At 70.4% G+C, this 12960-nt stretch carries 15 protein-coding genes; 8 read left to right on the forward strand and 7 right to left on the reverse strand.

Translation table 11 applies throughout. The features are described from left to right. Positions 1-1370, reverse strand: a 1370-nt coding sequence (locus NQ160_RS09635) for an MATE family efflux transporter (RefSeq protein WP_257515013.1), incomplete at its 3' end; no start/stop codon positions are given. A gap of 214 nt (positions 1371-1584) precedes the next feature. Here NQ160_RS09635 and NQ160_RS09640 point away from each other — a divergent pair. Beyond that, positions 1585-2604 (forward strand): zinc-dependent alcohol dehydrogenase family protein, encoded by a 1020-nt coding sequence (locus NQ160_RS09640; RefSeq protein ID WP_257515014.1) that lies wholly within the window; start codon positions 1585-1587, stop codon positions 2602-2604. Positions 2605-2607: 3 nt separating this feature from the next. Here the strand turns inward: NQ160_RS09640 and NQ160_RS09645 are convergent, their stop codons facing one another. Genes NQ160_RS09645 through NQ160_RS09660 form a run of 4 tightly spaced genes read right to left on the reverse strand, consistent with a single transcriptional unit; the run spans position 2608 to position 4937 of the window. Continuing rightward, complete coding sequence (locus tag NQ160_RS09645) at positions 2608-3408, reverse strand: ABC transporter permease (protein WP_308211467.1); 801 nt, start codon at positions 3406-3408, stop codon at positions 2608-2610. Further along, complete coding sequence (locus tag NQ160_RS09650; RefSeq protein ID WP_257515016.1) at positions 3405-4208, reverse strand: ABC transporter ATP-binding protein; 804 nt, start codon at positions 4206-4208, stop codon at positions 3405-3407. Before NQ160_RS09650 ends, NQ160_RS09645 begins: the two co-directional genes overlap by 4 nt. Continuing rightward, positions 4208-4588, reverse strand: a complete 381-nt coding sequence (locus NQ160_RS09655) for a DUF1048 domain-containing protein (protein ID WP_257515017.1) — start codon at positions 4586-4588, stop codon at positions 4208-4210. The genes NQ160_RS09650 and NQ160_RS09655 overlap by 1 nt, the downstream gene beginning before the upstream one ends. A 1-nt stretch (position 4589) precedes the next feature. Then, positions 4590-4937 (reverse strand): PadR family transcriptional regulator, encoded by a 348-nt coding sequence (locus NQ160_RS09660; protein ID WP_257515018.1) that lies wholly within the window; start codon positions 4935-4937, stop codon positions 4590-4592. A 161-nt stretch (positions 4938-5098) separates the two neighbouring features. On the opposite strand from NQ160_RS09660, the gene NQ160_RS09665 reads away from it, so the two are divergent. Genes NQ160_RS09665 through NQ160_RS09675 form a run of 3 tightly spaced genes read left to right on the forward strand, consistent with a single transcriptional unit; the run spans position 5099 to position 7424 of the window. After that, positions 5099-5878, forward strand: a complete 780-nt coding sequence (locus tag NQ160_RS09665; protein WP_257515020.1) for an SDR family oxidoreductase — start codon at positions 5099-5101, stop codon at positions 5876-5878. 57 nt (positions 5879-5935) lie between these two features. Continuing rightward, positions 5936-6787 carry an SDR family NAD(P)-dependent oxidoreductase gene (locus NQ160_RS09670; protein ID WP_257515021.1) on the forward strand — a complete coding sequence of 284 codons (852 nt, stop codon included), beginning with the start codon at positions 5936-5938 and terminating at the stop codon, positions 6785-6787. 22 nt (positions 6788-6809) lie between these two features. After that, positions 6810-7424, forward strand: coding sequence for a GyrI-like domain-containing protein (locus NQ160_RS09675; protein ID WP_257515022.1), 615 nt, complete (start codon positions 6810-6812; stop codon positions 7422-7424). A gap of 56 nt (positions 7425-7480) precedes the next feature. Here NQ160_RS09675 and NQ160_RS09680 read toward each other — a convergent pair whose 3' ends face one another. After that, complete coding sequence (locus NQ160_RS09680; protein ID WP_257515023.1) at positions 7481-8446, reverse strand: capsular polysaccharide synthesis protein; 966 nt, start codon at positions 8444-8446, stop codon at positions 7481-7483. Positions 8447-8610: 164 nt separating this feature from the next. On the opposite strand from NQ160_RS09680, the gene NQ160_RS09685 reads away from it, so the two are divergent. Together NQ160_RS09685 and NQ160_RS09690 are read left to right on the forward strand one after the other, a co-directional pair. Next, on the forward strand, positions 8611-9582 hold the full coding sequence (locus tag NQ160_RS09685) for an NAD-dependent epimerase/dehydratase family protein (RefSeq protein WP_257515024.1): 972 nt from the start codon (positions 8611-8613) through the stop codon (positions 9580-9582). 37 nt (positions 9583-9619) lie between these two features. Continuing rightward, positions 9620-11335 (forward strand): long-chain-fatty-acid--CoA ligase, encoded by a 1716-nt coding sequence (locus tag NQ160_RS09690; RefSeq protein ID WP_257515025.1) that lies wholly within the window; start codon positions 9620-9622, stop codon positions 11333-11335. A 265-nt stretch (positions 11336-11600) separates the two neighbouring features. Here the strand turns inward: NQ160_RS09690 and NQ160_RS09695 are convergent, their stop codons facing one another. Next, positions 11601-11981, reverse strand: a complete 381-nt coding sequence (locus NQ160_RS09695; RefSeq protein WP_257515026.1) for a DUF2255 family protein — start codon at positions 11979-11981, stop codon at positions 11601-11603. 151 nt (positions 11982-12132) lie between these two features. Here NQ160_RS09695 and NQ160_RS09700 point away from each other — a divergent pair, with 151 nt between their 5' ends. Beyond that, positions 12133-12471 carry a TfoX/Sxy family protein gene (locus tag NQ160_RS09700; RefSeq protein WP_257515027.1) on the forward strand — a complete coding sequence of 113 codons (339 nt, stop codon included), beginning with the start codon at positions 12133-12135 and terminating at the stop codon, positions 12469-12471. A gap of 25 nt (positions 12472-12496) precedes the next feature. Then, the coding region (locus NQ160_RS09705) for an EamA family transporter (RefSeq protein ID WP_257515028.1) at positions 12497-12960 on the forward strand (464 nt) is incomplete at its 3' end.

Here is a 12960-nt window from a genome sequence, read left to right on the forward strand (position 1 = left end):
GCGATCGGCGTCGTGGGGGTCACCGTGTCGGGCAGCACCGGCATGCCGGCCAGGCGCCGGTGCTCGCGGATGTAGGCCGGCACGAGCAGCACGACCGCCCCGAACCAGGCCAGCGGGTTGCTCCAGGCGACGCCGGCGAAGCCGATGAGCCCGCCCAGCACGACGGCGGCGACGACGCGCATCACCAGCTCGATCACGCCGGTGACGGTGGGGATGAGGGCGTGCCCGAGGCCCTGCAGGGCGCCGCGGACGACGAAGAGCACGCCCAGCAGGCTGTAGCTGACGCCATTGATGACGAGCATGAGGGCGGCAAGGCCCACGACGGCATCCGCGCCTTCCCCGACGAACAGGCGCACCACGCCGCTGCCGAACACGACGAGCAGCGCACCGACGACGACCGAGGCCGCGATCGACATCCACACCGCCTGCACGACGCCGCGGCGGATGCGGTCGGGGCGCCGCGCGCCGAAGTTCTGCGCGACGTACATCGAGACCGCGAGCCCCAGCGACTGCAGCAGCGCCACGGCGAGGGAGTCCACGCGCGACGCGGTGGTGTACGCCGCGACCGCGTCGGCGCCGAGCTCGTTCAGGCGCACCTGCACCGCGAGGGCGCCGATGGCGATGATCGATGCCTGGAATCCCATGGGAAGGCCCAGCCGCAGGTGATCGGCGATGTCCTCCCACGACACGCGCCAGTCGCTGCGCCGCATCTGCAGGGCGGGGACGCGGCGGCGCACGAACTCCACGCACAGCACCACCGACAGGCCCTGGGCGACAACCGTCGCGAGCGCCGCACCGCCGACTCCCCAGGCGAGGGGTCCGACCATCAGCACGACGAGGCCGACGTTGAGCACGCAGGCGATGGTGAGGAAGATCAGCGGCGTGCGCGAGTCGCCGATGGCGCGGATGATCGCCGAGAGGTAGTTGAAGAAGAGCATGGCGCCGGATCCGAGGAAGCTCACCTGGGCGAAGACGGTCGCCTGCGGCATGAGCTCGGCCGGCGTGCGCAGCAGCAGCAGCATCGGCTCCGACAGCAGCGGACCGGCGATCGTCAGCAGCACGGTCGCGATGCCGGTGAGCATGGTGCCGGCCGCGACGGAACGGCGCACGCCCGCCGCGTCGCGCGCCCCGAACGCCTGAGCGGTGGGAATGGCGAAACCGGTGGTGAGACCCCACACGAACCCGAGGAGGAAGAAGAAGAGGCTTCCGGTCGCCCCTACGGCGGCGAGCGCCTCGACCCCCAGCCACCGGCCGACGACCACGGCGTCGGCGAACTGGTACATCTGCTGCACGATGTTGCCGAGCAGCAACGGCACGGAGAAGAGGAGGATGACGCGCCAAGGGCTGCCGGTGGTCAGGGACGTGGACATGCAGGACTTCCGGGGAATCGGGGGGCGGTGACGCCGGAGCGGGGGAAAGTAACGGGCCATCATATCGCCGGATTCGAATCGATTCGAATCGCGGTCGGCGCGGCATCCCCTCGCCGCCATCCGTGCCACACCCCAGCCCCGGGGTCTATCGTGAGCGGCGCCGAGCACACAGCCCGGGCGAGACCAAGGAACGAACGCAACGAAGGAGACGCGCATGCGCGCAGTGATCATGCAGGCCGCAGGAGACGTGCGCGTCGAGGACCGGGATGACCCCGTGATCGTCGAGCCCACGGACGCCATCATCAAGCTCGCGGCCAGCTGCATCTGCGGCTCGGACCTCTGGCCGTACCGCGGGGCCGACAAGGTGAACCACACCCCCATGGGCCACGAGTACGTCGGCGTCGTGACCGAGATCGGCGACGACGTGCGCACCGTGAAAGTCGGCGACTTCGTCGTCGGATCGTTCTTCGCCTCGGACAACACCTGCGAGATCTGCCGTGCCGGCTATCAGTCGCGCTGCGTGCACGCCGTGCCGATGGGCCGCATCGGCACGCAGGCCCAATACGCGCGCATCCCGCTGGCCGACGGCACTCTCGTCGCGACTCCCGGCCAGCCCGATGCCGATCTGATCCCCTCGCTGCTGGCGGCATCCGATGTGCTCGGCACCGGCTGGTTCGCCGCCGTCGCGGCAGAAGCCGGTCCTGGAAAGACGGTGGCGGTCGTCGGCGACGGCGCCGTGGGGCTCATGGGGATCCTGGCCGCGCGCGAGCTCGGCGCCGAGCGCATCATCGCGATGAGCCGCCACGCCGACCGCCAGGCGCTCGCACGGGAGTTCGGCGCGACCGACATCGTCGAGGAACGTGGCGACGCGGGCGTCGCCCGCATCAAGGAGCTCACCGACGGGCTGGGAGCGCACTCGGTGATCGAGGCGGTCGGCACCCACGAGTCCATGCTGCAGGCGCTGCGCTCCACGCGACCCGGCGGCCACATCGGGTTCGTCGGGGTATCGCACGACGTGGAGCTTCCCGGCCGGGAGCTCTTCTTCTCCCTTGTGCACCTGCACGGCGGACCGGCGCCGGTGCGGCGCTTCCTGCCCGAGCTGATCCAGCGCATCTGGGACCGCGAGATCGATCCGGGCAAGGTCTTCGACCTGGCGCTCCCCCTCGAGGATGCCGCAGAGGGCTACCGCGCCATGGACGAGCGCCGGGCGATCAAGGTGATGCTCACGGTGTGACCGTCAGCTGATCTTCCGGCGGTAGATGCGCAGCGCGAGCACGAACGCCACCAGCAGAATGCCGAGACACCACGCCAGCGCGATCCAGATGCCGGTGCCCACCGGCTGCCCCTCGAAGAGCGCACGCACGGTATTGACGATCGAGGTGACCGGCTGGTGGTCCGCGAACCATCGGACGGGTGCGGGCATGGTGTCGGTGGGCACGAAGGCCGAGCTGATGAACGGCAGGAAGATCAGCGGATACGAGAACGCGCTGGCTCCGTCCACGGTCTTCGCCGTCAGCCCGGCGATGACCGCGAGCCACGTCAGCGCCAGTGTGAACAACACGAGGATGCCGGCGACGGCCAGCCAGGCGAGCGCACTTGCGCTGCTGCGGAACCCGATGACCAGCGCGACCGCGATGACGATCGCCACCGCGGCCAGGTTGGCGACGAGCGAAGTCAGCACGTGCGCCCACAGCACGCCCGAGCGGGCGATCGGCATCGACTGGAATCTCTCGAAGACGCCGCTCTGCATGTCGAGGAACAGCCGGTAGGCCGTGTACGCGACGCCCGAGGCGACCGTGATCAGCAGGATCCCGGGCAGCATGTAGTCCACGTATGCCGCCGACCCGGTGTCGATCGCGCCGCCCAGCACGAACACGAAGAGCAGCATCAGCGCGATGGGCGTGACCGCTGTCGTGACGATGGTGTCGGGGCTGCGCAGGATGTGGCGCAGGGAGCGGCCCAGCAGCACGCCGGTGTCGCGGAAGAAGTGGGCGCCCGCGCCGGCTGTGCCGGCGGGGACGCGTGCGGTGATGGTCACGACGGCTTCTCCTCAGTGGACGGGGCGGTTCCGCCCCGGTCCGACGGGTCGCCGATGACGGCGAGGAAGATCTCCTCGAGGCTCGGCTGCTTCTCGATGTACTCGGCCTTCGCCGGCGGCAGCAGACGCTTGAGCTCAGCCAACGTCCCTGCGGCGATGATGCGCCCCTCGTGCAGGATCGCGATGCGATCGGCGAGGTGCTCGGCCTCTTCGAGGTACTGCGTGGTCAGCAGCACCGTGGTGCCGGCGGCGGCGAGTTCCCGCACGGCATCCCAGACGGCCAGACGCGCCTGCGGGTCCAGGCCCGTGGTGGGCTCATCGAGGAAGATCACCGACGGCTGGCCGATGAGGCTCATCGCGATGTCGAGGCGACGGCGCATGCCTCCCGAATACGTGGCCACTCGCCGATCGGCGGCTTCGGCGAGACCGAATCGGTGCAGCAGATCGTCGGCGATCCCACCGGGGAGGTGCTGGTGACGCAGCCGCGCCACCAGCACGAGGTTCTCGCGTCCCGTGAGCACCTCGTCGACGGCGGCGAACTGGCCGGTGAGGCTGATCGACTCGCGGACACGGGCGGGCGCGGCGGCGACGTCGAAGCCGTTCACCGTGACGCTGCCGGCATCCGCCCGCAGGAGCGTCGACAGGATGCGCACCGCCGTGGTCTTTCCGGCGCCATTGGCTCCGAGAAGGGCGAAGATGCTGCCGCGGTCGACGGCGAAGTCGACCCCGCGCAGCACGGGGAGGTCCCGGTAGGACTTCTCCAGACCGACCACCTCGATGGCCGGCGCAGATGTGATCATCAGCCCGCCTCGTTCCCGTCCTGTCGACGCGCGGCATCGTCGATCGCGTGCGTGAGGCGAGCGCGTTCCTTGTCGACCCATCGCTCCCCGCCATAGGCCTGCACGAAGGTGTCGGCGAAGTCGACCGGGTCATCCCCGACGATCCCGCGCACGGAGGTGCCATCGGCGACCGCCTGCTCCCAGAGGTCGGCGAGGTCGGCGAACATCCTCACCATCGTGTCGCCGTCGGTGATCCCCCCGCACGCCAGGAGGTACCGGTGCACGGCCTGCGCAGCGGTGGCATAGGGCTCGGGAAGAGCTTTGGTGCGCGCCACGTCCTGGCGATACTGCTTCTTCTGCTCGAGCGGCCCCGTGAGGTACTCGATCCACTTGTGTGCCACGTCAATCCTCTCCTCGGTCCTGCTCAGGGGTGGGGCGAAGCTGGTCCAGCCGACTCGACAGAAAGCTCCATGTCCGCCAGAACTCCGCGAGGTACTCGCGGCCTCGCGCGTTGAGTGTGTAGACCTTGCGCGGCGGACCCTTCTCGGAGGGCACCTTCGCCACGTCGACCAGCCCGCGCTGCTCGATGCGCACCAGCAGGGCGTACACCGTGCCCTCGGCGATGTCGCTGAACCCGCGATCACGCAGCGACGCGGTGATCTCGTATCCATAGGCGGGGCGCTCAGCCAGGATCGCCAGCACGACGCCCTCCAGGATGCCTTTGAGCATCTCGGTCGCCTGCTTGCCCATCGGACTCCTCATCACTACTCAATAATGCTGACTACCGGTACATAGTAACGCTTGGTACTGACGGCGCAACCCCTGGCATCCGAAAAACCCGGAGACCCCTTGTTTATGGTCAGACCACATGGAATGATTGCCATAGGAAATCCCAAGGAAGGGCACAGACCATGGAACGCACAGCCGTCATCACCGGTTCCGCCAGCGGAATCGGACGGGCCGCCGCCGAACTCCTCGCTGAGCGCGGCTACCGCGTGATCGGCGTGGACATCGCCGGGGCGGACATCAACGTCGACCTCACGACCCCCGAGGGTCGGGAGACTCTCGTGACCGAGGTCACCGAGCGTTCCGGCGGCACCGTCGACGTCGTCATCGCCAACGCCGGACTGTCGTCGCCGACCGTGGCCACCGCAGCGGTGAACTTCTTCGGCGCCGTGGCCACCCTCGCCGGGCTCCGGCCGCTGCTGGCAGCCTCCCCCGCCCCGCGCGCGGTCGCGACCACCTCGATGGCGGCGCTGTTCCCGCCGGACGAGACGCTGCTGCAGGCGTTCCTCGCCGAGGACGAGCCGGCCGCCCTCGCGCGTGCCGCCGAGCTCGCCGATGACCCCGCCCAGGCCAACCTCATCTACGGCACCTCGAAGCAGGCGCTCGCCCGCTGGCTGCGGCGCGTCGCGCCCACTCCCGAATGGGCGGGCGCAGGCATCGCCCTCAACGCGGTGGCCCCCGGCGTCGTCGCGACACCGATGACGTTCGACCTGACCGGTACCGAAGAGGCCAAGGCGGCGCTGCTGCAGCGCGTGCCGATGCCCCTCAACGGCATCTTCGATCCGGGCGACGTCGCCGCCCTCATGGCCTGGCTCGTCAGCGAGGAGAACGCGCACCTGTGCGGTCAGGTGATCTACATCGACGGCGGGTCGGATGCCGTGATCCGAGGCGACTCCACCTGGTGACCTGAGCGCGCATGCGGGGCCCGGATACGCTGTCGGAAGACGACAGAAGGGTCCCGCATGACCGCTCCTTCCGACCCCACCGACCCTGTCCGCGGCGCGACCGTGCTGATCACGGGCGGGGCCCGCGGCATGGGCGAGCTCTTCGCCCGGCGCGCCGTCGCCGGAGGAGCGCGCGCCGTCGCCCTCTGGGACGTCGATGAAGAGGCCGCGAGCGCTCTGGCCGTGCGCCTCCGCACCTCGGGCGTCGATGTGCGCGCCTACCGCGTGGATGTCTCCCAGCAGGAAGAGATCGTCGCGGGCCTCGCCCGCACGCGCGAAGAGCTCGGCGAGCCCGACATCCTCGTCAACAACGCCGGCATCGTGCGCGCCGGGGTGTTCTGGGACAACGACCCCCACCGCGACATCGAGCTCACCATGCGGGTGAACACCCTCGCGGCGATGTGGCTGACCCACGAGGTGCTGCCGGCGATGATCGCCGACAGCGGCCGCCCCAAGCGCATCCTCAACATCGCCTCGGCCGCGGGCACCCTTGCGAACCCCAACATGGCCGTATACGCGGCATCCAAGTGGGCGATGATCGGCTGGAGCGACTCGGTGCGCCTCGAGCTGCGCGCGCGGGGCCACCGCCACATCGGCGTGACGACCTTCTGCCCCAGCTACATCTCCACCGGCATGTTCGCCGGGGCACGCGGCCCCCTGCTGACGCCGATCATGACACCGCAGCAGGCCACCCGCGCCGCGTGGCGCGGCATGGTGCGCGGCACCCCGATGGTGCTGCGCCCGTGGACGGTCAAGCTCGCCATGGCGCTGCGCGGTGTGCTTCCGACCCCCGTCTGGGACGTCGTGGCCGACAAGGTCTTCAAGGTGTACTCCTCGATGGACCACTTCACCGGCCGCACCGACTCGTAGCAGCACCCCTCCAGGAGCAGCCGTGAAAGCCGACCTGAAGAAGCAGATCGAGACCTACACCGCGCCTGCGGGCAGGTTCGAGGTGGTCACCGTGCCGCCGCTGCAGTACCTCATGCTCGACGGGCACGGCGATCCGAACACGTCTCAGGCCTACGCCGACGCGCTGGCGACGCTGTATCCCGCCGCCTACAAGCTCAAGTTCTTCAGCAAGTCCACCCTCGACATGGACTACGTCGTCATGCCGCTGGAGGCGCTGTGGTGGGCGCAGGACATGGCGACGTTCACGAGCGCCCGGGACAAATCCCAGTGGGACTGGACCGTGATGAACCTCGTGCCGCACTGGATCACCGACGATCACGTTGCGGACGTCATCGCGATGCTCGAGCAGAAGGGCGATGCTCCGGCACTGGACCGCCTGCGGCTCGAGACCCTCGACGAGGGCCTGGCGGTGCAGACTCTGCACGTCGGCTCGTACGACGACGAGGCCCCGGTGCTCGCGCGCCTGCACGAGGAGTACCTGCCGGCGAACGGCCTGGTGCGCACCGGGAAGCACCACGAGATCTACCTCAACGACCCGCGGCGCACCGAGGCGGCGGCGCTGCGGACGATTCTGCGTCAGCCTGTCGCGCGGGTGTGAGCGGAGGAGGCAGACGGCGCCGAGCGCAGTGAGCACCCGCAACGGGTCGGCGCCCGCTACAACGCCCCGTGCTCGAGCAGCCGCGCCAGGATCGAGCCGTCGGGGACCGCGGCGGGGTCGTACTTGTAGCTGAGCTTCTGCACGATCGACAGGCGCGCCATGATGTCGGCGACGCCGGGGAACCAGGGCTCCATCATGCTCAGCTGCAGCAGGTGACTGGCGGTGCTCGAGAGGGAGGGCACCCGCGACCACTGCCCGCGGAATTCCGGGATCAGGGAGTGGAGCGTCTCGAAGATGCGGTGATAGAGGAAGTAATCCGGCACGTCGTCACGGGCCTCCCACCACATCTCGAGCGCGACCCGCTGCAGCGTAATCACGAGAGAGCCCGGCACGGCGGCGATGAACCAGTTGCCGATCTCGCGATGCGTCCAGCGGGGGTAGACGACCCCAGCGTCGAGGTAGGCGAGGATCGCATCGTCCAGCGGGCCGGGGAGCCAGCAGGTGGCATCCACCCAGATCCCGCCGTACTTCTCCAGCAGCGCCACCCGCACGTAGTCGGCGAACTGCGCCGGATGGTCCTCGGCCAGCACCGAGGTGACGCGATCAGGGATGGCGATGAGTTCGCGGATGCCGGTGGCGTCGAGCACACGGGCATCGGGATGCACCTCGCGCACCCTGTCGATGCAGGCACGCACGAGCGCGGGCGCCTGATCGACGCCCGAGTCCCAGTAGCAGTAGACGGGCATGTCGTCGGTGCCGACGCGTCCGCCGTCGCGGGCGGCCAGGCGCTTGCCGTGGGCCACGCGCCCTCGCCCTGCGGGAAGCCCTGCGGCGGCGCGCAGCTCCGGCACGCGCGGGGTGAAGAACTCCGTCACGATGCGCCCGCCCCGACGGGCGGCAGCGGGGTCCACGGCGTCTTTGAACCTCTCCATCCGCGAGAACTGCGATTCCAGACCTGCCAGAAACGCAGCCACGGGGGCCGCGACGGCCGACGCGGGGCGCGAGACGCTCTCGTCGCTCATCGGGCCGATCCGCTGTCGCGACCACGGGCGCCTGGCATCATGGGCCCATCATGGCGCGCCGACCGCCCGGCAACCACCCCTCCCCGCGCTGTCGACCTCGAGCGATAGCCTCGGCGCTGAAAGCACCGGCGCCTCCAGGTCGGTGCGCACACGAGCGGAGACGCATGCGGGTAGTCATCATCGGAGGCAGCGGCCACATCGGAAGCCATCTCGTGCCGCGTCTGGTCAGAGCAGGTCACGACGTGGTGAGCATCAGCCGCGGAACGCAGACGCCGTACGTCGACGTTCCCGAGTGGGACGACGTGCAGCGCGTCACCCTCGATCGCGAGCGGGCCGACGCGGACGGCTCCCTCGGTGGCGCGGTGCTGGCACACCGGCCAGACGCGGTCGTCGACATGGTGTGCTTCACTCCCGCGTCGGCGACGGCGCTCGTGGATGCCCTGCGCGGCCGCGTCGCGCACCTGGTGCACTGCGGGTCCATCTGGCGCTACGGGCCGTCGCGCAAGGTGCCCATCCGCGAGGAGGAGGGGACCCCCGCCGAGGGCGAGTACGGCATCGGCAAGGCGGCCATCGCGCGGCTCCTGCAGCAGGAGACCGCGGCGGGCGGCCTCGTGACCACCTCGGTCGACCCGGGACACATCGTCGGGCCCGGGTGGAAGCCGATCGGCGCGCTGGGCAACCTCGACCCCGACGTGTGGCATCGCCTCTCCGCCGGCGCGCCCCTCGCCGTACCCGACGGCGGCACCCAGCTGATGCACCACGTACACGCCGACGACGTCGCCCAGGTGTTCGAGCGCGCGCTGGAGCGACGGCATGCCGCAGCCGGCGAGGCCTTCTCCGCGGTCGCCCCGTCGGCCCTGAGCGCCCGGGGCCTCGCGCAGATCGCGGCAGGCTGGTTCGGAAAGGAGGCGTCGCTTCGCCCGGTCAGCTGGGAGGAGTTCCGCGCACTGACCCCGGCCGACCACGCCGACGCGAGCTGGGAGCATCTGCACCGCAACCATTGCTTCAGCATCGACAAAGCGCGGCGAGTCCTCGGTTATGAGCCGCGCTACGAACCGGAGGAGGCGGTTCTCGAGTCGGTTCGTCGACTCATCAGCGACGGCGACCTCGCGGTCGCGACACCGCTTCAGGTCTGAATTCCGCAGCACGGCGCCGTAATCTGGTCCAGTGCTTATGAACGAAACCCGGGCCTGGAACCGCTTCTACGCGGAAGGGACGCCCGTCGACATCGAGCTGCCGACGGGCTCGCTCGTCGACCTGCTCGACGAGCGGACCGCGCAGTACGCCGACCGCCCTGCCGTGACCTTCTTCGGCGCCTCGCAGACCTATCGCGAACTCGCTGATCGCGTCTCCCGCGTGGCGGGCGGCCTGGCCGCGCTCGGCGTCAAGCCCGGCGACCGGGTCGCGCTCGTGCTGCCCAACGCGCCACAGCACCTCGCCGCGTTCTACGCCGTGCTGCGCCTGGGCGCGATCGTCGTGGAGCACAACCCGCTCTACACCCGCGACGAGCTCGAGGTGCAGTTCCGCGATCACGGGGCGACCGTCGTCATCACCTGGGACAAGATGGCCCCGGTGATCCAGTCACTGCCCGCCGATCTCGGCATCCGCACGATCGTCTCGGTCGACATCACCCGCGCGATGCCGCTGACGACCCGCCTTGCGCTGCGCCTGCCGATCACGAAGGCGAAGGCCTCGCGCAACAAGCTCACCGCCCCCGCGCCGGGCACCATCCCGTTCTCGCAGCTCGAGAAGTCCGCGCCGCTCCCGGCATCCACCCCCCGCCCGTCGGTCACCGACGTCGCGTGCCTGCAGTACACCTCGGGCACGACCGGCACCCCCAAGGGCGCGATCATCACGCACGGCAACCTGTGGGCCAACGCCCGCCAGGGTGCGGCCTGGATGCCGCGCTTCACGCACGGTGAGGGCAGCATCTACGGCCTGCTGCCGATGTTCCACTCGTTCGGCGTGCTGCTGTCGGTGATCTATGCCGTCGAGACGGGCTCGAACGCGGTGCTGTTCCCCACCTTCGACCCCGAGCTGGTGTCGCAGGCGGCGAAGAAGTACCCGCCGACGTTCATCCCCGCCGTGCCGCCGATGTTCGACCGGCTCGCCCGCGTCGCCCGCGAGGGCAAGCTCGACCTCTCGGGCGTCGTCTACGCCATCTCCGGTGCGATGACCCTCACCCCCGCGATCGTGAAGCGCTGGGAGGAGCAGGCGGGCTCCATGCTCAACGAAGGCTACGGGCTCACCGAGACGAGCCCCGTGGCCCTTGCGAACCCGTTCAACTCCTCGCGCAAGATCGGCGCCATCGGCATCCCGTTCCCCTCCACCGACATCCGCGTCGTCGACCCCAACGAACCCACGCGCGAGGTCGAGCAGGGCGAGGTCGGCGAGTTGCTGATCAAGGGCCCGCAGGTCTTCCACGGCTACTGGAACCGCCCGGAGGAGACCGCGCAGGCGCTGCTCGAGGGCGGCTGGCTGCGCACCGGCGACCTCGTCGTCCAGGACGAGGACGGCTTCGTCACGGTCGTGGACCGCAAGAAGGAGATCATCATCACCGGCGGCTTCAACGTCGCCCCGAGTGAGGTCGAGAAGGTCCTCAACGCCCTGCCGGGTGTGGCGGGCTCGGCTGTGGTCGGCATCCCCCGCGGCGGCGGCGCCGAGGTCGTGACGGCGGTCGTGGTGCCCGAGCCGGGTGCGACGTTCGACGAGGATGCCGCGCGCGCGGCGGCCCGCGAACAGCTCGCCGAGTACAAGCGCCCGAGCGCCTACCGCGTGTGGGAGGAGCTTCCCACCTCGCTCATCGGCAAGGTGCTTCGCCGGCGCGTGCGCGACACGCTCATCGCCGACCGCAACGCGGTGCGGGCCACCCCGGTCGACGAGGACTGACCGCCCTCCGCCATCTCACCCGGTCCGCGGGGGTTCGATGCCCCTCGGGCCCCGGTGGTCGCCGCGGCCCTCTCCCCGGATGTCGCCCGCCCCTCTCCCCGGATGTCGCCCGCCCCTCTCCCCGGATGCGGAGATCTGCCGGAATGCGGATGCCAGCGCGGGAAACGTCCGCATCCGGGCGGATCTCCGCATTCCGGCGCACCCCGGACCAGCCCGGTAGCCCCGCCTCACCCGGATCCGGCCCGGCAGACCCGCCGCCGCGCGCTCAGCGCGGGTCGATGCGCAGCGTCGTCTCGTGGGATGCCGTTCCCGTGACGGTGCCGACGATCTGCGGCCCGTAGCGGTCGTACTTGGCGTGGTAGGCGGCATCCACCGCCTCCTGCGTCGCCGTGTCGGCGGCGTCAATCGCGGTGAACGTCACCGCACGGTCCGCGCCGCCGGCGCGCACGCGTCCCACCCCGGCGTGCCGGGCACGCCGGTACCAAGGGTTGTCGGGGCCGTACGCCGACCGGATGTAGAGAGCGTCGCCTGAGCGCACCGTCCAGATGGTGACGAAGGGGCGATCGGTGCCGTCGCGGCGGGTCGAGGAGACCTGCAACTCCTCGGCGCCGCCGATCCGGGCGAGGTCATCGGCATCCCAGCTCATCGGCTCCCCCTCCGCCTGCCCCGGCGCCGGAGGCCGGGCGGCTGGCTCCGACGGTACGGCGCCGCGGACGGCCGCACCAGGGTCCCCCTCGACGGCGGCGGCCCTGCGCTCTACGCTGACCGGCATCCGGACGACGCTGCGAGGTGATGACATGACCGTGATGGTGGATGCGGCGCGGCGCGATCTGCTCGACCGCGTGCTGCGGCGACTGCCGGCGGGGTTGGTGCGCGAAGTGCCGATGTTCGGCACGATCGCCGTCATGTTCGACGGATCGATGCTCGTCGCGGCCCGCAAGGACCTGGGGCTGCTCGTGCACGTCAGCGCCGACGAAGACGCCGATCTCGTGACGCGGCCCGAGGCCGTGCGCGCCGAGATGGGCCCCGGGCGTTCCATGGGCCCGGGGTGGATCCACATCCACCCCGATGCGGCGCAGGACGAGGGGACGCTGGACTTCTGGGTCGCACAGGCGCTGCGGCGTCAGGCCGGCTGATCCGCCGCGTCGCAGGCTGGATGCCGTGAACCCGGGGATCCTGCTGGCGCTGCTGTCGGCCGTCGCATACGGAACATCGGACTTCATCGGCGGCGTCGGGGCGCGTCGGTCCTCGCCCTTGCAGATCCTGCTCATCGGGCAGATCGCGGGGACACTCGCCGTGCTGACGGCGGCACTGATGCTCGGGGGCACGCCGACGACGACCGACGTCGCGTGGGGCGTGGCCGCGGGCGTCGGGTCCGCGGCCGGTGGACTGTTCCTGTACCGGGGACTGGCACGCGGTCGCATGGGTCTGGTCGCGCCCCTGTCGGCCGTCGGGGCGGCGGCGCTGCCGGTGCTCGTGGGGGTGGTGCTCGGCGAGCGTCCCGGCCTGCTGGTCTGGGCCGGCATCGTCATCGCCCTCCCGGGCATCTGGCTGGTTTCGCGCGAGGCCGGGCCCTCACGCCCGCAGCGATCGTGGGGCGCACTCACGGACGGCGCGCTGGCGGG

The sequence above is a fragment of the Microbacterium sp. zg.Y909 genome (assembly GCF_024626565.1).